The organism is Pseudomonas sp. ASL3 (assembly GCF_056680425.1).
Genome location: NZ_CM155281.1, coordinates 224,345 through 247,274, shown reverse-complemented (window position 1 = coordinate 247,274; position 22,930 = coordinate 224,345). Strand labels below are relative to the sequence as shown.

Here is a 22,930-nt window from a genome sequence, read left to right as displayed (position 1 = left end):
CTTATCTATCAGCCAATGCCACAATCGTGCCACATCGCGCTCAGGATTCGTCAGCCTTCGCTGGAGTGGGCACGGAATGATCACGCCCGAGCCCCGAAACATGCTGTTTGGCATCAGGGTCATCGGCGCCGTTCCTGAACGTTTTGTCACCCGGATTCTTGCCCTCGGTAGACATGTGCTCGATCACTGCATTCATTTCCGCGCCCAGCAGCAGCACCGCCGCCGAAATATAGAAATACAGCAACAGCACGATAATCGCGCCAATGCTGCCGTACATGGCGTTGTAGTTGGAAAAGACCTTGACGTAATAACCAAAGCCCAGCGAAGCAATGATCCAGACCACCACCGCCAGCACCGAGCCTGGGGAGATGAAACGAAACTCCTGTTCCACATCAGGCATCACGTAGTAGATCAACGCCACCGCCATCATCATCAGGATGATGATCACCGGCCAGCGCAACACGGTCCACAAGGTGACGATAAAGTCTTCCATGCCGATCTGTCCGGCCAGCCAATCCATTACTTGTGGCCCGGTGACCATCAAGCCAGCGGTCGCCAGCAGTATCACAGCGATCCCGACGGTGTAGAAAATCGACAGCGGGAAACGCTTCCAGATCGGCCGCCCTTCCACCACATCGTAGGCCGCGTTCATCGCGCTCATCATCAAGCGCACGCCCGCCGAGGCGGTCCATAACGCGATGACGATACCGATCGACAGCAGTCCACCCTTGGATTGCTGCAACTGGTCGATCACCGGGTTGACCTGCTCCAGCGCTTGCGGAGGCAACACCAGTTCCGATTGCAGACGCAGCCAGGAGAAGAAATCCGGCAGGTGCAGAAAGCCGATCAGGGCGATGAGGAACAGCAGGAACGGAAACAGCGAAAACAGCATTTGATAAGCCAATGCCGACGCATAGGTCGACATCTCGTCATCCATGAACTCTTTGACGGTATGCACCAACACCTTACCCAGGTGAAGGTCGCGCAAATCCGGAAAAATCATGGCGTCTCCTTACGACGTAACTCAAGCTGACTTCGCTGAAAAAAGGGCAAGTGCTTCAACTCTCCAGCCTGCCCGTTTGAGGGCTGCGTTCTACCTTAACGTAGCCTGACAGACGACCGTGAATAGGTTTCAATCTTTGTCAGCCAGACAGCCTCTATAGATAGCTCTGACAGATACAACAACGGCCATCCAGGGACGGCCGTTGCGTTTCACTTCACGCCAACTATGCGACTCAGGCGTTATCGACACCCTTTTTCACCGCATCTTTCGCCTTACCCACGGCTTGTTGGACGTCGCCTTTGAGTTCCTGGGTCTTGCCTTCAGTTCTGAGTTTCGGATTGTCGGTGGCTTTGCCGACGCCTTGTTTGACCTTACCGACTGCTTCGTTGGTCATACCTTTGACTTTATCGCCAGTGCTACTCATGGTGTATCTCCTGGATGGAAAAGTAGATGCCATAACCTCGACATAGGGATTGACCCCCCTTCGCTGCGCAGAGTTTCAAAAAGTTTTCCTGCCGGTCTTCCCGTTCGTCGCCGACTCAAAGCACCAAAACAGCGTCATTTGATCGCGCCATGCAGGTTTAACTTTAAGTTTGCGCAGCAACCCCCGAGAATGCGCGACGCAGTCAGGCTGTGGTGATCAAGGTCACCGCGCTGAACATACAGATCCACAGGAATGCTATGAAACTCGATAAAAAGCTGGCCATCGCTCGCAGAAACCAGGAACTCGGCGGAGCCGTGCTCGGTGTCAACAACAGCCATTTCACGGCGCTGAACACTAACAAGAACATTTGGTGGTTCGACCTGCCGATGAGCCGCCTGCAGATCGGTCAGTACGAATGGGTGCATTTACTGTTGCATACCCCAAGCACCGACCAACTGCTGCACTTGAAAGTGCCGACGGTGTATCTGCGCGATCACATGGAAGGTCTGGTGGTCCGCAACGAAGGCAAACGCAATTGCACCGTCAGCCTGGAACTGAGCGCCGACAAGGACTCCTTCCTCAAGGACGTTCGCCCGACGGGCGCCAACGTGCCGTTCGCCTCCTTCTTGCAAAAATAGCCTTCAGAAATAAATCGCATTCTCGGGGGGATACAGCATCCCCCGACATCCCCTTCGCTCAGGCAAACCTGCGCGTCAGCAAATAGCCCGCCGCATGCGCCAGACGATCGCGTCGCAGGCCGGGCATAACGCCGAACACCACAATTCCTGCGACATACGATTGATCCACCCAACGGCAGGACTTTTCCTGAGTTGTGGGAGTCACTGTTAGATAGCAGTCATGGAGAATTGGATATGAACAGTGATAGTCAACTGAAAGCCGATATCTGGAGCGATTACGTCTGCCCCTTCTGCTATCTGCAACTGCCGGTGTTCGAGCAGCTTCAGCGCGAATACGGGTCGCGGATTGCCATGCAGTGGCACGCCTTCGAATTGCGTCCTGAACCCATTGCGACCCTTGACCCTGACACCGATTATCTACGTTCGACCTGGTTGCGCTCGGTCTACCCGATGGCGGAAAGACGCAACATGGTATTGAAGATGCCACCGGTTCAGCCTCGTAGCCGCAACGTGCTTGAAGCGGCGGCCTTCGCCAAGGCACAAGGCAAGTTCGAAAGCTTTCACAAAGAAGCGTTTCGGGCGTTTTTCGAGTTTGGGCGGGATATCGGTAAGGTGCCAGAACTGGTAGAGCTGGGCAGCCGGACCGGGCTGGATCCGCAGGCACTGTACAGCGCCTTGTCGAGCCATCGCTACGCCGAGCAGATACTGGCCGATGAGGGCCTGGCGGATCAATTGGGATTGCGCGCGGTGCCGGCCTTTTTGATTCGTCGGGCGGATCAGCCGTTGAGTAAGGCCACGGTGCTCAATGGCGCCATGGGAATCGACCAGCTCAAACGGGAGATCGACCGGCTAAGCGCGTGATCTGGATCTGAACTGTAGAGCTGGCTTGCCTGTGATCCGCTTGACGCGGTGTGTCAGAATTACCGCCATCGCAGGCAAACCCGCGTCTACAGTTGATCCATGCCTGACCTGAACCTCAGACCAGCTCGATGCGGTCCGCATGAATGACAATCTGGCCCTGTTTGTACAGCGCGCCGATCGCCTTCTTGAAGTTACCCTTGCTGACCCCGAACAAGCCGCTGATCACTTGCGGATCGCTCTTGTCGCTGACCGGTAGCACGCCGTTGTTTTCCCGCAACTTGGCAAGGATCTTCGAGTTCAGGCTGCTGGCCGCCTGTTCGCCCACGGGTTGCAGGCTCAGACTGATATTGCCGTCGGCACGAATTTCTTTGATGAAGCCTTTTTCTTCTTTGCCCGGACGCAAGAACTTGAACACTTCGTTCTTGTGAATCAAGCCCCAGTGTTTGTTGTTGATAATGGCCTTGAAGCCCATATCGGTTGCTTCAGCCACCAGTAAATTGACTTCCTGACCGACCTTGTAATCGGCAGGGGTCTTGTCCAGATAGCGGTCCAGTCGGGCGGTGGCAGTGATCCGGCGCGTGTGTTTGTCCAGATAGACGTGGACCACGCAATACTCGCCGGCCTGCATCGTACGTTTTTCTTCGGAGTACGGCAGGAGCAAATCCTTGGACAGGCCCCAGTCAAGGAAGATGCCGATGCTGTTCACTTCGACGACTTTCAAGCTGGCAAACTCACCGACCTGAACTTTTGGTTTTTCAGTGGTGGCAATCAGTTTGTCATCACTGTCCAGATAAATGAAAACGTTGAGCCAGTCCTCATCTTCGCTGGGAATATCTTTAGGAATATAGCGATTGGGCAGCAGAATTTCGCCGTCCTGAGCACCGTCCAGATATAAACCGAAGTTAGTGTGTTTTACCACTTGCAAGCTGTTGTAGCGCCCGACTAAAGCCATTTCCAAATACCCTCATTGCGTGGGCGGCATTCTACCCGAGTTTGCCGGTTGTGTTCGGGGCGCGCGACGACGTCCATCCGACTGGATCCGGAAGGCCAGAAAAATCAAGGTCTTGCTCATGGCGACTGACCGCAGCGAAAGACAGAACGGCCCCACTCGTCAGGTCAACAGACCCTGACGGCTCACCCGGCTACCCCCGTCGAACCCCTGATAAAATAACTTTCCAGTCAAAACAGACAGTTAGCGGCTAAATACAGCAGATGCCTGTCCGATGGAACAGCGCAGAATCATCAGTGTTTTAGGGCTATATTTACCAAGCAATTGTCAAGCATTTCATATACAATTGCTGGCCGTATCAAGTTTATATAGGTTAATGGCAGCTATGCGCGTAAAAGCATCCAACTCGAAACCAAAGGCAGCTCCGGCCGTTGAGACAAGCGATTCGATCAATGCACAAATCGCTGCTTTCTTGAAATCCGGTGGTGAAATCCAGCAGATCGCCAAAGGCGTCAGCGGCCAGACTTTCGGCCCGTCCAAGCAAATCACCCTCGGCAAAAAGTAATCCCCCCCGCTTCAGCGGTCGATCTCTATGCGCTTTGTTCCTCAAGGCGCTAGGGCCATCGATACGCCTGATCCCCCTAAGGTCATCGACCTGCTCGAACACCCTGCCCAGCGTAAACCCCACTGGCAATCGCCTTGCTCCCCCAGCAACTGGCCAGCAGCGGTACGCTCTTTTTTCTGAGACTATGAGCAAATGTAAATCGCCAGGTTCATTCTGCAAGGAAGGCTGGTCTCTCAAGGAAGTCACCCCATGCGTAACCCCCTCCAAGCTCCCATTGTGCTGTTGATGGCCTTTTTTTTGACAATGTCTGGATGCACCCGTGTCGGGCTGGCCTATCGTCACCTGGACGTCATCATCCCCTGGTCGCTCAACGACTATCTGGACATGACCTCCAATCAGAAGAGTTGGCTGGATGAACGCCTCAAAGAACACCTGAGTTGGCATTGCACCACGCAATTGCCCGGCTACCTCACCTGGCTGGACCGCTTGCAGCAGATGGTCAAGACCAACCATGTGACCGAGACCGAACTCAATGCACGCACCGCCGAGACGAAGCAAGCTATAGAGACGATCGCCGAGAGAATCACCCCCTCAGCAGTGGAACTGCTCAGTCAGTTGGACGACAAGCAAGTACAGGCGATGCAGGCAGCGTTCGCCAAGGACCTGCGTGAGCGTAAAGATAAACTCGTCAAGCCACCTCTGGATAAACAGATCAGCGACCGAGCCAGGCGTATGGAAAAGCGCCTCAGCCCGTGGATCGGCACATTGAATCTGGCTCAGCGTCAACGGATATTGAGCTGGTCATCTTCGCTGGGCGAACAAAATCGAATGCGGATCGATAACCGCGCTCATTGGCAGGCGCTGTTCCTCGACGCCGTCCAGCAACGCCAGACCAGCGAATTCCCACAACGCATCGCGCAACTCTTGCAGAAACGGGACAGTTTCTGGACGCCGGAGTATCGCCAGGCCTATGACTTGGCCGAACACGCGACGAACCGCTTGCTGGCAGACCTGATGGCCGAGAGCACGCCTGAGCAACGCCAGCACTTGCTGCAGAAAATCGCTGAAATACGAGAGGACTTCAGTGGCTTGAGTTGCTTACAGACAGGACAGCAGAGCTGATCAAGGCAGCGACAGGCCGCCTTCGCTCAAGCAATCTGCGCCTGGGAAGCGACTGCCTCGAATGTGTCCGGATCCAACGCATCGGGCTGTTCGTCCAGCACCTGACGCGGATGGTCATTGCCCGGAATGCTGCTATCGATCAGCGACAGCAAGCTGGAGCCGCGCGCTGTCAGGACGAAGTTTTCGCCATTGCCGCCTTCTTCTTCAGGACGAGACTCGATAAAGCCGCGTTTGAGCAGCAAGGCTTCATATTCCCCGGAAATAGCTTTCAAATGATCCAGATTACCGGTGGACTCCCCATCAGCAGCCTGAGCAGCGGCTTGTTCTTCGGCATAAGCACGCGGGACGAAACTTTTGCCTGCGCTGTTTTGCACTTCGTGAAGCAGGCGTTCAATAAGGTCCCAGTTGTATTGAGTCATGATCAACCTCCAGCCAGCATGGGTAAAAAGCCCGTGACATCCCGCCAACAGGCTTGGCACTTATTGTAGTGACCGATTTCTGAAGTGGCCGTTCAGCTTCAGTTGGGCGCATCGATTGCTGAACTTTTGAGGCGCCAGAACCCTCAATCAGATAAGCCCATCGCAAAGAGGCAGACCATGAAGACCCTGCTGAGCATCACCACCACCCTGGCACTGCTGTCCGCCGTCCCTGCCTGGGCCTGTACCCTCGAAGAAGCCACAGCCAAACGTGAGCAACTGGCCCAGGAAGTACAGAAACTCACCCAAAAGAATCCGGAGAAAGCCAAGAAGTTAAATGAGGAGCTCAAAAACATGCACCTGGAAACCGCCAGCAAGGACTTGCCGGACAAATGCCAACTGATTGATCAGCGCCTCAAGGAGCTGGATACCGCTGGCCAGAAAGCTGACTATTGATCGCCCACAAAAAAACCGGTCCCTCCGAAGAACAAAGGGCCCGGTTTTTTTGCTGAATCGCTGACCGCTTATTTATTCGGCAGCTGGCACTTCTGGCTTGCGTTTCTTCAACGGCGCTTTGCCATCCGCGCTGACCAGCGACAACGGATCGGTTTTTGGCCGGTTGGTGATTTTGCGTTTGGTCGGCGCCTTGGCGCTGCTCTTCTTCTCGGTTTTCTTGTCGCCGGTCTTTTTCTTCTTCACGCCGACAGCCTTGCCCGACGCCTTGACCTTCTTCGGTCCGCCGTAAGTGCCTTTGACTTCCTTGATCGTGCGACGCTCGAAGCTCTGCTTCAGGTAGCGCTCGACGCTGGACATCAGGTTCCAGTCGCCATGGCAGATCAGCGAGATGGCCAGACCTTCGCCACCCGCACGACCGGTACGGCCGATGCGGTGCACATAATCGTCGCCACTGCGCGGCATGTCGAAGTTGATCACCATGTCCAGACCGTCAACGTCCAGACCACGGGCAGCCACGTCAGTCGCCACCAGGATCTTCACGCCGCCTTGCTTCAGACGGTCGATGGCCAGCTTGCGATCCTTCTGGTCCTTGTCGCCGTGCAGAACGAACGCCTTGTACTCCAGCGCGACCAGACGACCGTAAAGGCGGTCAGCCATGGCGCGGGTGTTGGTGAAGATGATGGCTTTCTGATACGTCTCGTTGGCCAGCAGCCAATGAACGATCTTCTCTTTATGGCTGTTGTGGTCAGCGGTGATGATCTGCTGGCGGGTGCCTGCGGCCAGTTCACTGACGCTGTTGACCTGCAAATGCTGCGGATCGGTCAATACCTTGCCTATCATTTCGCGCAGGCCGGCGCCACCGGTGGTGGCCGAGAACAGCAGCGTTTGCTGACGGTTCTTGCACTCGCCCGCCAGTCGTTCGACGTCTTCGGCAAAACCCATGTCGAGCATGCGGTCGGCTTCATCGAGAATCAGCAGTTCGACCTGAGACAGGTCCAGGTTGCCGGCGTTGAGTTGCTCCAGCAGGCGCCCTGGGGTGCCGATCAGGATGTCCGGTACTTTACGCAACATGGCGGCCTGGACCTTGAAGTCCTCACCGCCAGTGATCAGGCCGGATTTGATGAACGTAAACTGAGAGAAACGCTCGACTTCCTTGAGGGTCTGCTGCGCCAGTTCGCGGGTCGGCAGCAGAATCACTGCGCGAATGTCGACACGAACCTTGGCCGGGCCCATCAGGCGATTGAGCATCGGCAAAACGAAGGCTGCGGTTTTGCCGCTACCGGTTTGCGCAGTCACCCGCAGGTCACGCCCTTCCAGTGCCAGCGGAATAGCCGCTGCTTGCACAGGCGTAGGCTCGACAAATTTAAGCTCGGCCACGGCTTTAAGCAGGCGTTCGTGCAGGGCGAATTGGGAAAACACGGGTGTTACCTCGACGAAAAACAAAAAAACGTCGCATAGATTAACGGTTTCGAGCGCCGAGGCCGAGTTTCTTTACTACAACTGGTCTTTTTCTTTACTAAACGGAGGCTTTTTGTTGCTCGATTTACCACTGCAGGCCATTTCAAGTAAGTCCCTGTAGGATCGGTGCCTGACCTATTGCTTGACGTAAACAATAGGTCAGGCAACAAAAAAGCCCGATCATCAATAAAGAGGATCGGGCAGTGCACCGAAGGAGCAACAGGTACCAAAGGGAAGTCGGTGTAGCGCTCGGGATCAAGCGATCTGAGCGAGTTTGGCTTTCGCCTGGTTCAGACCTTTCTCAAGGAAATCGCCGCCCATGTTCAGGCCTTCGGCGTGGATGAAGGTGACGTCGTGGATGCCGACAAAGCCGAGCACCTGACGCAGGTAGGGTTCCTGATGATCGAGGGGACTGCCAGCGTAGATACCACCGCGAGCGGTCAACACGTAAGCACGCTTGCCGGTGAGCAGGCCTTGCGGGCCGGTCTCGCCGTATTTGAAGGTCACGCCGGCACGCAGCACATGGTCGAACCAGGCTTTGAGGGTGCTGGGGATCGCGAAGTTGTACATGGGCGCGGCCAGCACCAATACATCGGCAGCGACCAGTTCGTCGGTCAGCTGATTGGAGCGCTCCAACGCGAATTGCTCCACTTCGTTGCGTTGCTCGGCCGGTTTCATCCAGCCACCCATCAGGTTCGAATCCAGGTGCGGCACAGGGTTGGTCGCCAGGTCACGCACTGAGATCTGATCGGCAGGATGCTCGGCTTGCCATTGGCCGATGAATTGCTGGGTCAATTGGCGTGAAACCGAGCCTTGCTGGCGGGCGCTGCTTTCAATGATCAGTACGCGGGACATGGGATGTTGCCTCCATCGAAGAGTGTCTTGAGTCGATGGAGTGAAGGTTAAACAGGCACGTATCGATTAAAAAGCGTAAAAAACTGCTACAACCCATCTAATAAATTGTTTTATCGAAAATGGGGCACTACTCTCGCTACAGAGCGGAGCAGGCCCCGATCGAGCGTTTTACTTCGCTTCGCAGGTCAGCTTGATCCGCAGCTTGATGATGTTGCGGCTGAATTTTGCCGAGACGTCCGCGCTGTGTTTCGCAGCGATCTGCACGCGACGGGTACGTGGCGACTCAGGGCCATTGATGAACACCACCGTGCACTGGGCATCAACGTCGCCGTAGTTGTTCAAGGTAATGGAGCCCATGTCGTAGTCGGTATCGTGGCTGGTGTAGTCGATGCTGACACCCGTGAGATGCTTCTCCACGTCAATCGAATAGGCGAAAGCACTGACAGGCAACAACGCCAACAACACACAACAGAATTTTTTCATCCGGCAGTCTCCAATTAGGGCTGCCAGCTTATGGCAGAAGGATCCAATCATGAAAGCGCCCCGCGTGACCCTTGATCAATGGCGAACATTGCAAGCCGTGGTCGACCATGGTGGTTTCGCCCAGGCCGCCGAGGCCCTGCACCGCTCACAGTCATCGGTGAGTTACACCGTGGCGCGAATGCAGGACCAGCTTGGCGTACCGTTATTGCGTATCGACGGGCGCAAAGCCGTGTTGACGGAAGCCGGTGGCGTGTTGCTGCGCCGCTCGCGGCAACTGGTCAAGCAGGCCAGCCAACTGGAAGACCTGGCCCACCATATGGAGCAAGGCTGGGAGGCGGAAGTGCGGGTGGTGGTCGATGCCGCCTACCCTAATGCGCGACTGGTGCGGGCCTTGACCGCGTTCATGCCGCAAAGCCGGGGCTGCCGCGTGCGGTTGCGCGAGGAAGTGCTGTCCGGGGTTGAAGAAGTGCTGCTCGAAGGCGTCGCCGATCTGGCCATCAGTGGCTTCAATATTCCTGGGTATCTGGGCACCGAGATGAGCGCCGTCGAGTTCGTCGCCGTCGCCCACCCTGAACATTCGTTGCATCAAATGCATCGCGAATTGACGTTCCAGGACCTGGAAAGCCAACTACAGGTGGTGATTCGCGACTCCGGCCGGCAGCAACCCCGTGACGTCGGCTGGCTGGGCGCCGAGCAACGCTGGACCGTCGGCAGCCTGGCAACGGCGGCGACCTTCGTCAGCAGCGGTCTGGGCTTCGCCTGGCTGCCACGGCACTTGATCGAGCGTGAGCTCAAGGAGGGCGTGCTTAAAGCATTGCCGCTGGATCAAGGCGGCAGTCGTCATCCGTTGTTCTATCTTTACGCGAACAAGGAAAAGCCATTGGGGCCCGCGACGCAGATCCTGATCGACTTGATCCGCAACTTCGACACGGCCCCGCTGGACGCTGCATTTGCTGCCCCACAACAAGCCTGACAGGGAGATCGACCATGGCCTTTTTTGAGCATGATGGCTGTTCATTGCACTACGAGGAATATGGTCAGGGTTCGCCGCTGCTATTGATGCACGGTCTGGGTTCCAGCTGCCAGGACTGGGAATACCAGATCCCGGCACTGGCCGCGCACTATCGGGTGATCGTCATGGACGTGCGCGGCCACGGCCGCTCGGACAAGCCCGATGAGCGCTACAGCATCCCCGGCTTTACCGCCGACGTTGTGGCGCTGATCGAGCATTTGCGGCTGGCGCCGGTGCATCTGGTCGGACTGTCGATGGGCGGGATGATCGGCTTTCAACTGGCGGTCGATCAGCCGCACTTGCTCAAAAGCCTGTGCATCGTCAACAGCGCGCCGCAAGTCAAAATCAAAACAGTCAAAGACGGCTTGTATTGGGCCAAACGCTGGGGCTTCGGGCGTCTGCTGAGCATGGCTGCCATCGGCAAGGGCCTGGGCCAGATCCTGTTTCCCAAACCCGAACAGGCCGAACTGCGCCACAAAATAGCCGAGCGCTGGGGACAGAATGACAAACGCGCCTACCTCGCCAGTTTCGATGCCCTTGTGGGTTGGGGGGTGCAGGAACGATTGTCGCGAATCAGTTGCCCGACGTTGATCGTCAGCGCCGACCACGATTACACCCCGGTAGCGCTGAAAGAAGATTACATGCGTCTGATCAGCCAGGCCCGACTGGTGGTGATTGCGGATTCCCGACACGCAACTCCTCTTGATCAACCCGAGGCCTTCAATCGAGCGCTGCTTGAATTTGTCGATGCGGTAGAGGTCTCATCGGGGCAATGAATGTCACATCGGACAGGTATTTTTCGTGGCGCTATCCCTTTGGACTAGCCGCCCGGCACTGTCTAAAAAAACCCAAACGTGCTTACCTTGTGCGCTTGATCGCACCCGAATGAAGTGCTTGTTTGCAGTCGAAACCACTACCCAGGATCACTGACCCATGTTGAAAAAAATCGCCCTCGCCACCTGTTCCGTTCTGTTTGCCGCCAACCTGATGGCTGCACAACCGGCTGGCAAGCCAACTCACGTTCTGCTGACCACTGATATGGGTCAGATCGAGATCGAACTGGAAGACACCAAGGCGCCGATCAGCACCCAGAACTTTCTGGCGTACGTCGACAGCGGTTTCTACACCAACACTATTTTTCACCGGGTGATCCCGGGTTTCATGGTTCAGGGCGGTGGTTTTAACCAGTACATGGTGCAAAAACCCACCAAAGACCCAATCAAGAACGAAGCCGACAACGGCCTGCATAACGTACGCGGCACTATCGCCATGGCGCGCACCTCGGATGTGAACTCGGCCACCAGCCAGTTCTTCATCAACCACAAAGACAACGAGATGCTCGACCACGGCAATCGCGACTTCGGTTATGCGGTGTTCGGCAAGGTGGTCAAGGGCATGGACGTGGTCGACCAGATCGCGAATACCCCAACCACCACCAAAGACGGTATGCAAAACGTGCCTTCAACCCCTGTGCTGATCAAGTCAGCCAAACGTATCGACTGAGTCGATACGCATCAGGTGGCATGAAATCGTCGCAAGCAAAGCCGGTTTCATGCAGTCTGATGAGGAAAGCTTTCCACCCGTAAGGAGAGCCCGCTGCGGTGGGCGTCAGAACCAATGCTCTATCGTCGTTTTGAACAACTGATCGATATTTTTCGCGACGCCCCCACTGCTGCCCCTCCGAATAAAGTCCTGTCGTTTTACGTCTATTACCTGCGTCAGGTATGGCCGAGCTTCGTCGCGTTGCTGGTGGTCGGGCTGATCGGTGCGCTGATCGAAGTCGCGCTGTTCAGCTACCTGAGCCGAATTATCGACCTGGCCCAAGGCACACCCAATGCCCATTTCTTCAGCGAGCACAGCGCCGAATTGATCTGGATGCTGGTGGTTACGTTGGTGTTCCGGCCTATTTTCGTCGGCCTGCACGACCTGCTGGTGCACCAGACCATCAGCCCCGGCATGACCAGCATGATTCGCTGGCAGAACCACAGCTACGTGCTCAAGCAGAGCATCAATTTTTTCCAGAACGACTTCGCCGGGCGCATCGCCCAGCGGATCATGCAGACCGGTAACTCGTTGCGTGATTCGGCGGTACAAGCGGTGGACGCGTTGTGGCATGTGTTGATCTACGCCATCGGCGCCCTGGTGCTGTTCGCCGAGGCCGATTGGCGTCTGATGATCCCGCTGCTGGCCTGGATCGTTTGCTACATTCTGGCCCTCTGGTACTTCGTGCCACGGGTCAAAGAGCGCTCAGTGGTCTCGTCGGAAGCGCGCTCCAAATTGATGGGGCGGATCGTCGACGGCTACACCAACATCGCCACCCTCAAGCTGTTTGCCCACACCAACTTCGAGCAGCAATACGCCCGGGAAGCGATCAGCGAACAGACCGAAAAAACCCAATTGGCCGGTCGCGTGGTCACCGCCATGGACACGGTGATCACCAGCATGAACGGTGTGCTGATCGTCGGCACCACTGCCCTGGCGCTGTGGCTATGGACGCAATCGTCGATCTCGGTCGGTGCCATCGCCCTCGCAACCGGGCTGGCGATACGTATCGTCAACATGTCTGGCTGGATCATGTGGGTGGTCAACGGCATCTTCGAGAACATCGGCATGGTGCAGGACGGTCTGCAAACCATCGCCCAACCGGTCAGCGTGACCGACCGCGAGCAGGCACCGAAACTGAACGTCGAGCGCGGCGGCGTGAAGTTCGAGAATGTCGATTTCCATTACGGCAAAAGCAGCGGGATCATCAGCGGGCTGAACCTGAACATCAAACCCGGCGAAAAAATCGGCCTGATCGGACCGTCCGGTGCGGGCAAATCGACTCTGGTCAATTTGCTGCTGCGTCTGTATGACCTGCAGGGTGGAAGCATTCTGGTCGACGGGCAGGACATCTCTCACGTCGCTCAGGAAAGCCTGCGCGAACGTATCGGCATGATCACCCAGGACACCTCGTTGCTGCACCGCTCGATCCGCGAGAACTTGCTGTACGGCAAACCCGATGCCACCGATATCGAATTATGGGAGGCCGTGCGTAAAGCCCGGGCCGATGAGTTCATTCCCCTGCTGTCCGACGCTGAAGGTCGCACGGGCTTCGACGCCCATGTCGGCGAGCGCGGGGTGAAACTGTCGGGGGGGCAACGTCAGCGGATCGCCATCGCCCGCGTACTGCTCAAGGACGCGCCGATCCTGATCATGGATGAAGCGACATCAGCCCTGGATTCTGAGGTCGAAGCGGCGATTCAGGAAAGCCTGGAAACGTTGATGAAAGGTAAAACCGTGATCGCCATCGCCCACCGCCTCTCGACCATCGCCCGCATGGATCGGCTGGTGGTCCTGGAGAACGGCCAGATCGCCGAGAGCGGCACCCACGCCGAACTGCTGGCCCATGGTGGCCTGTATGCGCGGTTGTGGCAGCATCAGACGGGCGGGTTTGTCGGGATTGATTGAAGACCGCGTAAATCCATTCGCTGTAGGAGATCCCGCCCCCGTCTTCGACACCGCGCTGTCGCGCAGCAAACTCGGTCAATTGTAGGAGCGCGCTTGCCCGCGATGGACCGCGTAGCGGTCCCAAATGCTGATCGCAGTTCTACTGCCAGAATCGAGTTCGCTGGTTTTGGGACTGCTGCGCACTCCATCGCGGGCAAGCGCGCTCCTACAGGGGGTTGGCGATCAATCCGCCTGCCGATAAGGCAACGCTGTCCGCGCTTCTTCGGCGTACAACAGGATGCCGACGCGTTCCTGCTTCAGAAAATCACTGACCGCTGACTTCAACCCCGGGTGCACCAGGTAATGCCAGGAGTGGGTAATCACCGGTTCGAAGCCACGAATCAGCTTGTGCTCGCCCTGAGCGCCGGCATCGAAGCGCTGAAATCCGTTGGCGATTGCATAGTCCATGCCTTGATAAAAACAGGTCTCGAAATGCAGCCGGTCGAACTCGGCCAGACAGCCCCAGTAACGCCCATAAAAACTGTCGCTGCCGACCAGGCTGAAGGCCATTGCCACCGGTCTTGAACCCTGTTTGGCCAAGACCACCCGGATCGCTTCGGGCATGCGCTCCGCCAGCAGGCTGAAAAACTCGCGGGTCAGGTACGGCGTTTGCCGACGCACCGCGTAGGTGTTGGCGTAACAGGCGTAAACGAAGTCCCATTGCGCTTCACTCAGTTGATGGCCCTCCAGCCATTCGAACTCGATGCCCTGCCCCGCCACCTGTTCTCGCTCTTTGCGCATCTGCTTGCGCTTGCGCGAACTCAAGGCGTCGAGAAAATCCTGAAAGTCCCGATAACCGCGGTTCTGCCAATGGAACTGGCAACCCAGGCGCTGCAACCAGCCCGATTGCTCAGCCAGCAAGGCATCGGCCACCGGATCGGTGAAATTGATGTGCACACTCGACAGCTGTTCGATCTCGATGTAACCGGGCAGGCTGGCCAATAGCTCTATCCCGGCCTCCGGGGTCGCCGACAGTAGACGCGGTCCACTTACCGGACTGAATGGCACGGCGACCAACAGCTTCGGGTAATAGTTGATACCGGCGCGCGCACAGGCTTCGGCCCAGCCGTGATCGAATACGTACTCGCCATAGGAATGCCATTTGCGATAGCTGGGTAGCGCCGCAATCAACTGGCCGTTTTCGTAATGCAGCAGGTGTTCCGCACGCCAGCCGGAGCGCGGACCGAGGCTGCCGCTGTCTTCCAGGGCACTGAGAAACGCGTGACGTAAAAAAGGCTGGGCATCGGGTACCAAGGCGTCCCAGAGCTCCGGTGGCAGTGCCGAAAGACTGTCCAAACGTTGTAGCGGCATCAGCATTCCCCAAGCGTTATCGCGCACAAGCCTGGCGAGTATCGCGCATCCGCTGAATAAGCCGAAATAAAAAACCCCGCCGAAGCAGGGTAAAAACGATGAGTCTTAACGGATGAAGAAAAAACCCTGCATCACTTTTCTGCGGTATTTCACTCGCTCGGCGTGGGGTTGAGCGAGTGACCGAGGGCATATTGACGGCGGGTTATGTCAGACAAATGGCTTATATATAAACATTTTGTTACAGGTGATTTTTTACGTCGAATCGCAATAAGCCCGAAAGCCCTGTTACAGGGCTTTCGCCACGTTTTAACGCTTATCGGAAGCTTGTTGTTCCTGGGCCAAATGACGGGCGATCAATAACGCGTCGTCAGCGACAGACATCCCTGATCAATGCTTGCGCAGGATCACGCTGCCAATCGAGTACCCGGCCCCGAACGAGCTGAGCACGCCCAGCGCGCCGCTCGGCAGGTCGTCCTGGTAAGTGTGCAGCGCAATCACCGAACCGGCCGAACTGGTGTTGGCGTAGGTGTCGAGAATCACCGGGGCTTCTTCCTCCGACGCTTCGCGACCCAACAGTTTCTTCACGATTAAGTGGTTCATGCTGAGGTTGGCCTGATGCAGCCAGAAGCGTTTGATGTCGCCGACGTCCAGGCCGTTTTCATGCAAATGCGTGCTGATCAACTCGGCCACCAGCGGGCACACCTCGCGGAACACTTTGCGGCCTTCCTGAACGAACAGTTTGTCCGGGGCACCGATGCCCGCTTCCGCCGCGCGGTTGAGGAAGCCGAAATTGTTGCGAATATTGTTGGAAAACTTGGTCTGCAGCTTGGTGCTGACGATATCGAACTGGTGAGGCGAGGTCGCCAGGTCAGCACGCTCGACCACCACAGCGGTGGCGGCGTCGCCAAAGATGAAGTGGCTGTCGCGGTCACGGAAATTCAAATGACCGGTGCAGATTTCCGGGCTGACCACCAGCAACGCGCGAGCCTGGCCCAGCTGGATGCTGTTGCAAGCGGCCTGGATGCCGAAGGTGGCCGAGGAACAAGCGACGTTCATGTCGAAGCCAAAACCCTGGATGCCCAGCGCTTCCTGGACTTCGATGGCGATGGCCGGGTAGGCCCGTTGCAGGTTGGAGCAGGCGACAATCACCCCATCGATATCAGCGGCGGTCTTGCCGGCACGCTGCAGTGCGTGTTCGGCGGCGCTCACCGCCATCTGGCAGAGGATCGACCACTCGTCGTTGGAACGCTCTGGCAAGCTCGGTGCCATGCGCTGCGGATCGAGAATGCCTCGCTTGTCCATGACGAAGCGGCTCTTGATGCCTGATGCTTTTTCGATGAACGCAGCGCTTGATTCAATCTGTGCCTGGACGTCCCCACGCTCGATCGCTGCCGCGTTTTCGGCATTGAACAGTGCTACATAGGCATTGAAAGACTGCACCAGCTCATCGTTGGAAATGCTGTTGGCCGGAGTAAACAGGCCTGTGCCACTGATGACGACGTTATGCACGGTCGTTCCTCTCTTACTTGATCGTCGCAGGCAACGACCTGCTGGGCATGGGCATTGGTACCATCGTACCAATGCGGATCAAAACACGTCCTGGACCCGGACCGAGTTTTATAACGTTTTTCAGATTTAGGCGCGAAGTGTGCCATAACGGCCCGGTTTTCGCGCTATTCGGGCAGAATAGCAGCCGATTTCCGCTCATGCAGATCAGCCATCGACCTGGCTCCACTGTTTGTTCAAACGCTTGTCCGAAACCGGTATTTTGGTCCCCAACTGCTGAGCGAACAGTGACACGCGATATTCCTCCAGCCACCAGCGGTAGAGCGTCAACTCATCGTCGCGCTTGCCTTCCTGGGCATGCTTGCTGGTGCGGGCCTGATACTGAGCCCACTGCCCCGCCAGCTCGATGCTCCAGACGCGGTCCTTCTGCACCTGACTGGGCAGCTTTTCCAGACGCATTTCGATCGACTTCAAATAGCGCGGCAGTTCCTTGAGCCACTGCGCCGGGGTTTCGCGAACGAAGCCCGGATACACCAGATGGCCCAGCTGCGATTTGATGTCGTTGAGCGCCACCGCCTGCGCCAGATCGATCTTGCCCTTGAAGCGCTTTTGCAGACCGTGCCACAGGGTGAGGATTTCCAGCGTCAGTTTCGCCAGGCGCTCGGCGTGTTCGGTCCAACCGCCACGCTTGCGTTCGGCCAGCGACGCCAACCCTGCGCCATCGCGCGGCAGGCTGGCTTCGCCGTCGAGAATGCAGCTGTCGAGGCTGGCCAAAAGGATGTCTTCGATCAGCCCATCGACCCGACCCATTTCGCGATGGAGCAAGGCCAGCTCGGTCTGCCCCGGCAGCTTGCTGCGCAGGAACTTGGCTGGCTCGGCGAGCTGCTGCAACAGCAGACGTTGCAAAGCGCGACGGTGCTGAAACTCGGCTTCGGCGGGTGTCGAGAAGCGCCCTTCCTTGACCGTACCCGCCTCTTCGACCAACGCCGGGTACACCGTCATCGACAGGCCGGCGATGTTTTGTTGGGTTTTTTCGGCCACCGGAGCGAAGATTTTGGCTTCTACCGGCTGCTGATTTTTCGCCGTTTGCGGCGCCGCCAACGCGGCCTGACTGGCCTCGGCGAAACGCGCAGTCAACGTGTCCAACTCACGCCCTTCGCCGAGGAATTTGCCGCTGCCGTCAAGGATTTCCAGGTTCATCTTCAGATGGTTTTCAAGCTGCTGGGCGGCCTCGATCCACGCCTCGTCCGTCACGCGCGCGCCGGTCATGCGCAGCAATTCACGCCCCAGCGCATGGGGCAACGAGCCCTCGCCGAAGGTGATGCGCTGCAAAGCGGCCTTGATGAAGTCCGGCACTGGCACGAAGTTTTTGCGAATTGCCTTGGGCAGGTTGCGTACCAGCGCGATGCATTTGGTTTCCAGCAGCCCCGGCACCAGCCATTCCAGGCGCTCGCCAGGCAGCATCGGTAGCAGCGGCGCAGGCACCCGCAGGGTCACGCCGTCGCGCGGATGATTGGGTTCGAAGTGATAACTGAGCGCCAGGGTCAGATCGCCCAGGCGCAGGGTGTCCGGGTAATACGCGGCAGTGACTTCGCTGGCTTCACGGGCCAGCACGTCTTCCTCGCGCATGATCAACAGCTGGGGATTCTTCTGGCTCTCGATTCGGTACCAACTGTCGAAGGTCGCGGTTTGATGAATCTCTGCCGGCACCCGTGCTTCATAGAAGCTGAACAGCGTGTCTTCGTCGGCCAGAATATCGCGACGGCGGGCCTTGGCCTCCAGCTCGTCGAGCTGTTCCAGCAACTGGGTGTTGGCCGTCAGGCATTTGGCCCGGGACAGAATCTCGCCACGCACCAGCGCTTCGCGGATAAACAGTTCGCGCGACACGGCGGGATCGATCGGGCCGTAATGCACCGGACGCCGGCCGACCACGATCAGACCGAACAGGGTGATCTGCTCGAATGCCACGACCTGGCCGCGCTTCTTCTCCCAATGCGGTTCGAAATGGTTTTTCTTGATCAGATGCCCGGCCAGCGGCTCGATCCAGTCCGCATCGATCTTGGCCACCATGCGCGCATACAGCTTGGTGGTTTCCACCAGCTCGGCTGCCATCAGCCATTGCGGGCGCTTCTTGCCCAGCCCGGACGACGGATGAATCCAGAAACGCCGTTGTCGCGCGCCCAGATAATCGCCTTCTTCGGTCTTCTGTCCGATCTGGCTGAGCAGACCGGAAAGCACCGCCTTATGCAGCTTGGGGTAATCGGCCGGTTCTTGGTTGATCGTCAACTGCAGGTCACGACAGATCAGGCTCAATTGCCGATGGGAGTCGCGCCACTCGCGCAGACGCAGGTAATTGAGGAAGTTCTTGCGGCACCAATTGCGCAGCGGACTGGCGGTCAAGGCTTGACGCTGCTCTTCAAAACCGCGCCACAGGTTGACCAGCCCGGCGAAGTCGGAATCGATGTCCTTCCATTGCGCGTGGGCCTGATCGGCGGCCTGTTGTCGCTCGGGCGGACGCTCACGAACGTCCTGCACGGACATCGCACTGGCGACGATCAAGACTTCCTGCAAGCTGCCTTGTTTGGCGGCTTCGAGCAACATGCGGCCCATGCGCGGATCCACCGGCAGGCGCGCCAGTTGACGGCCCAGCGGCGTCAACTGGTTCTCGCGGTTGACCGCCGACAGCTCTTGCAACAGGTTGAAACCATCAGTGATGGCTTTGCCATCGGGGGGTTCGATAAACGGGAAGTCGGTGATCTCGCCCAGACGCAAATGCAGCATCTGCAGAATCACCGCAGCCAGATTGGTCCGCAGTATTTCCGGATCGGTGAATTCCGGTCTGCCGTTGAAATCTTCCTCGCTGTACAGACGCACACACAGGCCCGGCTCGACCCGACCGCAACGGCCCTTGCGTTGATTGGCGCTGGCTTGCGAAACCGCTTCGATGGGCAGGCGCTGAACCTTGGCCCGATAGCTATAACGGCTGATCCGCGCGGTACCGCTGTCGATCACGTAACGAATGCCCGGCACCGTCAGCGAGGTTTCCGCGACGTTGGTCGCCAGCACCACGCGCCGTCCTGGATGGGACTGGAATATCCGCTGCTGTTCGGCCGGCGACAGGCGCGCGTACAACGGCAGGATTTCGGTGTGTTTGAGTTGGGCCTTGCGCAGCATTTCCGCCGCGTCACGGATTTCCCGTTCGCCCGGCAAAAACACCAGCACATCACCGGGGCTCTTGCGTTCGCTGCGCTCGAACGCCGCCAGCTCATCGAGTGTCGCCAGAATCGCTTGATCGACGGTCAGGTCTTCTTCGACCGCATTGCCCTCCTCGTCCTGCTGGGACGTCAGCGGGCGATACCAGGTTTCCACCGGAAAAGTGCGACCGGAGACCTCGACAATTGGTGCGTCGTGGAAATGCTCGGAGAAGCGCTGCAGGTCAATGGTCGCCGAAGTGATGATCAGTTTCAGATCAGGGCGACGCGGCAGCAGAGTCTTCAGGTAACCGAGGAGGAAGTCGATGTTCAGGCTGCGTTCGTGGGCTTCGTCGACGATGATCGTGTCGTAGCGTTCCAGATAACGGTCGTGCTGGGTTTCAGCCAGCAGAATGCCGTCGGTCATCAGCTTGATCAGGGTATTGCTGTCGCTTTGATCTTCGAAACGCACTTGATAGCCGACCAGAGCGCCCAGCGGTGTCGCCAATTCTTCGGCAACCCGGGTCGCCACGCTGCGGGCAGCGATTCGTCGAGGCTGGGTGTGACCGATCAGACCGTGCTGGCCGCGACCGATTTCCAGGCAGATCTTCGGCAACTGCGTGGTTTTGCCAGAACCGGTTTCGCCGGCGATGATCAGTACCTGATGCTTGAGCAGTGCTGCCTTGATTTCATCGCGCTTGGCGGCAATCGGCAGGCTGTCGTCGTAGCGAATCACCGGCAGGCTGTCGCGCCGGGCCGTGACCTGAGCGAAAGACGCTTGCACACGCTCGACCCACTGCGCCAGCCTGGCCTCATCGGGCTTCTTGCGCAGCTCATGCAACTGACGGCGCAAGCGATGACGATCAGAAATCATCGCGTGGTCAAGGTTTCTCAGCAATTGGTCGATGGAGGGCGATTCGTCGGTCATCAGGTACGCAAAGTCTTTTGATGGATGCAAAGGGCGGATTGTCGCAGATTTGTTGGGGTCCATGCAGCCAACGCTACCTCTGTAGGAGCTGCCGAAGGCTGCGATTGACTGCGAAGCAGTCATGTCTGTGAGATTGCTGAAGGTCGTACCGGTCGCCCGCGACCCCGGCCTATCGCAGCCTTCGGCAGCTCCTACAGGGGATCTATGGGCCCCTTCCAAAAACAACCAAGCCCCGCATCGGCGGGGCTTGGGGTGTGGCGCTTGGCTTATTTTTTCAGGGCGAGCTTTTTCAGTTCTGTATCACGCAGTTCCCTGCGCAGGATCTTGCCGACGTTGGTGGTCGGCAGCGCATCACGGAATTCCACGGTCTTCGGCACTTTGTAGCCGGTGACGTTAGCGCGCATGTGTTCCATGACCTGTTCCTTGGTCAGGGTCACGCCCGGTTTGACCACGATGAAAATCTTGACCGCCTCACCGGATTTTTCGTCCGGGATACCGATGGCCGCACACTGCAATACCCCTGGCAGGGCCACCAGCACGTCCTCGAGTTCGTTGGGATAGACGTTGAAACCGGAGATCAGAATCATGTCTTTCTTGCGATCGACGATGCGCATGTAGCCGTCTGGCTGGATGATCGCGATATCGCCGGTTTTCAACCAGCCCTCGGCGTCGAGTATTTCAGCAGTGGCGTCCTGACGCTGCCAGTAGCCCTTCATCACTTGTGGGCCTTTGACGCACAACTCGCCAGTCTCGCCCAACGGCAGTTCATTGCCAGCGTCGTCGATCACCCGGCACAGCGTCGACGGCACCGGAATACCGATAGTGCCTACCTGAATCTTCTGGATCGGGTTGACCGTTGCCACCGGGCTGGTCTCAGTCATCCCATAGCCTTCGCAGATCGCACAACCGGTGACGTCTTTCCAGCGCTCGGCCGCTGCCAATTGCAAGGCCATGCCACCGGAAAGGGTGACTTTCAGGGCGGAGAAGTCCAGGTTGCGGAATTCCTGGTTATTGCACAGCGCCACGAACAGCGTGTTGAGGCCGACAAAACCGCTGAACTTCCACTTCGACAGCTCTTTGACCATGGCCGACAAGTCGCGCGGGTTGCTGATCAGGATGTTGTGGTTGCCGATCAGCATCATCGACATGCAATGAAAGGTGAAGGCATAAATGTGGTAGAGCGGCAGCGGCGTGATCAGGATCTCGCAACCTTCGTTCAGGTTGGAGCCCATCAGCGCCTTGCACTGCAACATGTTGGCGATCAGGTTGCGGTGGGTCAGCATCGCGCCTTTGGCCACACCCGTGGTGCCGCCGGTGTATTGCAACACTGCGACATCGCTGCCGACAGGCGAAGCGTCCTTGACCAGCTGGCCACGGCCCTTGCTCAGCACGTCGTTGAATTTGATCGCCTTGGGCAAGTGATACGCCGGGACCATTTTCTTCACGTACTTGATCACGCTGTTGATCAATAGACGCTTGAGCGGTGAGAGCATGTCCCCCACTTCGGTGATGATGACGTGCTGCACCTTGGTCTTGGGCACCACGCTCTCGGCCAGATGCGCCATGTTCGCCAGGCACACCAGCGCCTTGGCGCCAGAGTCGTTGAACTGGTGTTCCATCTCCCGCGCGGTGTACAGCGGGTTGGTGTTGACCACGATCAAGCCGGCGCGGATAGCTCCGAACACAGCGATCGGATATTGCAGCAGGTTGGGCAGTTGCACAGCGATGCGATCGCCGGGTTGCAGGTCAGTGTGCTGCTGTAGCCAAGCAGCAAATGCGCCCGACAACTCGTACAGCTCACCGTAAGTGAGCGTCTTGCCCAGGTTACTGAAAGCCGGCTTATTGGCGAACCGCTGACAAGACTGCTTCAATACCGCCTGAATATTTGGATACTCGTCAGGATTGATTTCGGCAGCAATGCCAGACGGGTATTTATCCTTCCAGAAATTTTCGATCATGGAAGCCGACTCCTCAGCGACAGCGAATTCTACACACCGCTTAAATGCGATGATTTTTTGTGTTTTGTTGCAGGCTTTTTGCTTACCGAGAGGTCCAAAAGCGCGCCGAGAGTAGCAGCTTTGCCAAGGGTCGCCTAGAGCCAATAGTGGCCCCTACAGTCATAAACATGACTTATTAATATGTTTAAGTCACGTTTAGAGCAAAAATACTATTTGGCAAAAAAGAGGAGTTTCGGGCATTGCGCGTAAAGCCATTCGCGAATGAATTCGCTCCCACAGAAGGACGCGGTCTACCTGTGGGAGCG

General features: G+C 57.5%; 20 protein-coding genes. 9 read left to right on the top strand and 11 right to left on the bottom strand.

Going from position 1 to position 22,930, the window contains the following annotated elements; all coding sequences use genetic code 11:
- Positions 1-40 precede the first annotated feature (40 nt).
- Together AC1MEE_RS01120 and AC1MEE_RS01115 are read right to left on the bottom strand one after the other, a co-directional pair.
- Positions 41-1,003: a YihY/virulence factor BrkB family protein gene (locus AC1MEE_RS01120; protein WP_480413358.1), complete on the bottom strand. Its 963-nt coding sequence runs from the start codon at positions 1,001-1,003 to the stop codon at positions 41-43.
- Positions 1,004-1,235: 232 nt separating this feature from the next.
- Positions 1,236-1,427 (bottom strand): CsbD family protein, encoded by a 192-nt coding sequence (locus tag AC1MEE_RS01115; protein ID WP_480413356.1) that lies wholly within the window; start codon positions 1,425-1,427, stop codon positions 1,236-1,238.
- Between the two features lie 257 nt (positions 1,428-1,684).
- Here AC1MEE_RS01115 and AC1MEE_RS01110 point away from each other — a divergent pair, with 257 nt between their 5' ends.
- Together AC1MEE_RS01110 and AC1MEE_RS01105 are read left to right on the top strand one after the other, a co-directional pair.
- Positions 1,685-2,065 carry a hypothetical protein gene (locus tag AC1MEE_RS01110; protein WP_480413354.1) on the top strand — a complete coding sequence of 127 codons (381 nt, stop codon included), beginning with the start codon at positions 1,685-1,687 and terminating at the stop codon, positions 2,063-2,065.
- Between the two features lie 234 nt (positions 2,066-2,299).
- Positions 2,300-2,926: a DsbA family oxidoreductase gene (locus AC1MEE_RS01105; RefSeq protein ID WP_480413352.1), complete on the top strand. Its 627-nt coding sequence runs from the start codon at positions 2,300-2,302 to the stop codon at positions 2,924-2,926.
- Between the two features lie 115 nt (positions 2,927-3,041).
- Here AC1MEE_RS01105 and AC1MEE_RS01100 read toward each other — a convergent pair whose 3' ends face one another.
- On the bottom strand, positions 3,042-3,878 hold the full coding sequence (locus AC1MEE_RS01100) for a CvfB family protein (protein ID WP_480413350.1): 837 nt from the start codon (positions 3,876-3,878) through the stop codon (positions 3,042-3,044).
- Between the two features lie 373 nt (positions 3,879-4,251).
- Between AC1MEE_RS01100 and AC1MEE_RS01095 the strand changes: the two genes are divergently transcribed.
- Positions 4,252-4,440 (top strand): hypothetical protein, encoded by a 189-nt coding sequence (locus tag AC1MEE_RS01095; RefSeq protein ID WP_480416120.1) that lies wholly within the window; start codon positions 4,252-4,254, stop codon positions 4,438-4,440.
- A gap of 249 nt (positions 4,441-4,689) precedes the next feature.
- Positions 4,690-5,562, top strand: coding sequence for a DUF6279 family lipoprotein (locus AC1MEE_RS01090; RefSeq protein ID WP_480413348.1), 873 nt, complete (start codon positions 4,690-4,692; stop codon positions 5,560-5,562).
- 26 nt (positions 5,563-5,588) lie between these two features.
- On the opposite strand, the gene AC1MEE_RS01085 is transcribed toward AC1MEE_RS01090, so the two are convergent.
- Positions 5,589-5,981, bottom strand: coding sequence for a transcriptional regulator (locus AC1MEE_RS01085; protein ID WP_480413346.1), 393 nt, complete (start codon positions 5,979-5,981; stop codon positions 5,589-5,591).
- 177 nt (positions 5,982-6,158) lie between these two features.
- Between AC1MEE_RS01085 and AC1MEE_RS01080 the strand changes: the two genes are divergently transcribed.
- Positions 6,159-6,434 carry a hypothetical protein gene (locus AC1MEE_RS01080; protein ID WP_480413344.1) on the top strand — a complete coding sequence of 92 codons (276 nt, stop codon included), beginning with the start codon at positions 6,159-6,161 and terminating at the stop codon, positions 6,432-6,434.
- Between the two features lie 72 nt (positions 6,435-6,506).
- Here the strand turns inward: AC1MEE_RS01080 and AC1MEE_RS01075 are convergent, their stop codons facing one another.
- The 3 genes from AC1MEE_RS01075 to AC1MEE_RS01065 all read right to left on the bottom strand — a co-directional run bounded on the left by AC1MEE_RS01075 (position 6,507) and on the right by AC1MEE_RS01065 (position 9,230).
- The gene (locus AC1MEE_RS01075) at positions 6,507-7,853 is read right to left on the bottom strand and encodes a DEAD/DEAH box helicase (RefSeq protein ID WP_480413342.1); all 1,347 of its coding nucleotides are present in this window, start codon (positions 7,851-7,853) and stop codon (positions 6,507-6,509) included.
- Positions 7,854-8,147: 294 nt separating this feature from the next.
- Positions 8,148-8,747, bottom strand: a complete 600-nt coding sequence (locus AC1MEE_RS01070; protein WP_480413340.1) for an FMN-dependent NADH-azoreductase — start codon at positions 8,745-8,747, stop codon at positions 8,148-8,150.
- Positions 8,748-8,915: 168 nt separating this feature from the next.
- On the bottom strand, positions 8,916-9,230 hold the full coding sequence (locus AC1MEE_RS01065) for a 3-phosphoglycerate kinase (protein ID WP_480413338.1): 315 nt from the start codon (positions 9,228-9,230) through the stop codon (positions 8,916-8,918).
- Between the two features lie 49 nt (positions 9,231-9,279).
- Between AC1MEE_RS01065 and AC1MEE_RS01060 the strand changes: the two genes are divergently transcribed.
- The 4 genes from AC1MEE_RS01060 (at position 9,280) to AC1MEE_RS01045 (ending at position 13,692) form a co-directional block, all read left to right on the top strand.
- Positions 9,280-10,203 (top strand): LysR family transcriptional regulator, encoded by a 924-nt coding sequence (locus AC1MEE_RS01060; RefSeq protein ID WP_480413336.1) that lies wholly within the window; start codon positions 9,280-9,282, stop codon positions 10,201-10,203.
- Positions 10,204-10,217: 14 nt separating this feature from the next.
- Positions 10,218-11,018, top strand: coding sequence for an alpha/beta fold hydrolase (locus AC1MEE_RS01055; protein ID WP_480413334.1), 801 nt, complete (start codon positions 10,218-10,220; stop codon positions 11,016-11,018).
- A 157-nt stretch (positions 11,019-11,175) separates the two neighbouring features.
- Entirely contained in the window at positions 11,176-11,745 is a 570-nt protein-coding gene (locus AC1MEE_RS01050) for a peptidylprolyl isomerase (RefSeq protein ID WP_480413332.1), read from the top strand.
- 114 nt (positions 11,746-11,859) lie between these two features.
- A complete protein-coding gene (locus AC1MEE_RS01045; protein ID WP_480413330.1) occupies positions 11,860-13,692 on the top strand; it encodes an ABC transporter ATP-binding protein in 1,833 nt (610 codons plus the stop codon).
- 222 nt (positions 13,693-13,914) lie between these two features.
- Here the strand turns inward: AC1MEE_RS01045 and AC1MEE_RS01040 are convergent, their stop codons facing one another.
- From AC1MEE_RS01040 to fadD1, 4 genes are all read right to left on the bottom strand, one after another.
- On the bottom strand, positions 13,915-15,042 hold the full coding sequence (locus AC1MEE_RS01040; RefSeq protein WP_480413328.1) for a GNAT family N-acetyltransferase: 1,128 nt from the start codon (positions 15,040-15,042) through the stop codon (positions 13,915-13,917).
- A gap of 387 nt (positions 15,043-15,429) precedes the next feature.
- Positions 15,430-16,551 (bottom strand): beta-ketoacyl-ACP synthase III, encoded by a 1,122-nt coding sequence (locus AC1MEE_RS01035; protein ID WP_480413326.1) that lies wholly within the window; start codon positions 16,549-16,551, stop codon positions 15,430-15,432.
- Positions 16,552-16,755: 204 nt separating this feature from the next.
- The gene (gene hrpA, locus AC1MEE_RS01030; RefSeq protein ID WP_480413324.1) at positions 16,756-20,667 is read right to left on the bottom strand and encodes an ATP-dependent RNA helicase HrpA; all 3,912 of its coding nucleotides are present in this window, start codon (positions 20,665-20,667) and stop codon (positions 16,756-16,758) included.
- 266 nt (positions 20,668-20,933) lie between these two features.
- Positions 20,934-22,625, bottom strand: coding sequence for a long-chain-fatty-acid--CoA ligase FadD1 (fadD1, locus tag AC1MEE_RS01025; RefSeq protein ID WP_480413322.1), 1,692 nt, complete (start codon positions 22,623-22,625; stop codon positions 20,934-20,936).
- Between the last annotated feature and the right edge of the window lie 305 nt (positions 22,626-22,930).

Excerpts from the sequence above, each read along its gene's own strand:
- AC1MEE_RS01120 (WP_480413358.1), bottom strand. The coding sequence starts at position 1,003 with ATGATTTTTCCGGATTTGCGCGACCTTCACCTGGGTAAGGTGTTGGTG.
- AC1MEE_RS01115 (WP_480413356.1), bottom strand. The coding sequence starts at position 1,427 with ATGAGTAGCACTGGCGATAAAGTCAAAGGTATGACCAACGAAGCAGTC.
- AC1MEE_RS01110 (WP_480413354.1), top strand. The coding sequence starts at position 1,685 with ATGAAACTCGATAAAAAGCTGGCCATCGCTCGCAGAAACCAGGAACTC.
- AC1MEE_RS01105 (WP_480413352.1), top strand. The coding sequence starts at position 2,300 with ATGAACAGTGATAGTCAACTGAAAGCCGATATCTGGAGCGATTACGTC.
- AC1MEE_RS01100 (WP_480413350.1), bottom strand. The coding sequence starts at position 3,878 with ATGGCTTTAGTCGGGCGCTACAACAGCTTGCAAGTGGTAAAACACACT.
- AC1MEE_RS01095 (WP_480416120.1), top strand. The coding sequence starts at position 4,252 with ATGGCAGCTATGCGCGTAAAAGCATCCAACTCGAAACCAAAGGCAGCT.
- AC1MEE_RS01090 (WP_480413348.1), top strand. The coding sequence starts at position 4,690 with ATGCGTAACCCCCTCCAAGCTCCCATTGTGCTGTTGATGGCCTTTTTT.
- AC1MEE_RS01085 (WP_480413346.1), bottom strand. The coding sequence starts at position 5,981 with ATGACTCAATACAACTGGGACCTTATTGAACGCCTGCTTCACGAAGTG.
- AC1MEE_RS01080 (WP_480413344.1), top strand. The coding sequence starts at position 6,159 with ATGAAGACCCTGCTGAGCATCACCACCACCCTGGCACTGCTGTCCGCC.
- AC1MEE_RS01070 (WP_480413340.1), bottom strand. The coding sequence starts at position 8,747 with ATGTCCCGCGTACTGATCATTGAAAGCAGCGCCCGCCAGCAAGGCTCG.
- AC1MEE_RS01065 (WP_480413338.1), bottom strand. The coding sequence starts at position 9,230 with ATGAAAAAATTCTGTTGTGTGTTGTTGGCGTTGTTGCCTGTCAGTGCT.
- AC1MEE_RS01060 (WP_480413336.1), top strand. The coding sequence starts at position 9,280 with ATGAAAGCGCCCCGCGTGACCCTTGATCAATGGCGAACATTGCAAGCC.
- AC1MEE_RS01055 (WP_480413334.1), top strand. The coding sequence starts at position 10,218 with ATGGCCTTTTTTGAGCATGATGGCTGTTCATTGCACTACGAGGAATAT.
- AC1MEE_RS01050 (WP_480413332.1), top strand. The coding sequence starts at position 11,176 with ATGTTGAAAAAAATCGCCCTCGCCACCTGTTCCGTTCTGTTTGCCGCC.
- AC1MEE_RS01045 (WP_480413330.1), top strand. The coding sequence starts at position 11,860 with ATGCTCTATCGTCGTTTTGAACAACTGATCGATATTTTTCGCGACGCC.
- AC1MEE_RS01040 (WP_480413328.1), bottom strand. The coding sequence starts at position 15,042 with ATGCCGCTACAACGTTTGGACAGTCTTTCGGCACTGCCACCGGAGCTC.
- hrpA (WP_480413324.1), bottom strand. The coding sequence starts at position 20,667 with ATGACCGACGAATCGCCCTCCATCGACCAATTGCTGAGAAACCTTGAC.
- fadD1 (WP_480413322.1), bottom strand. The coding sequence starts at position 22,625 with ATGATCGAAAATTTCTGGAAGGATAAATACCCGTCTGGCATTGCTGCC.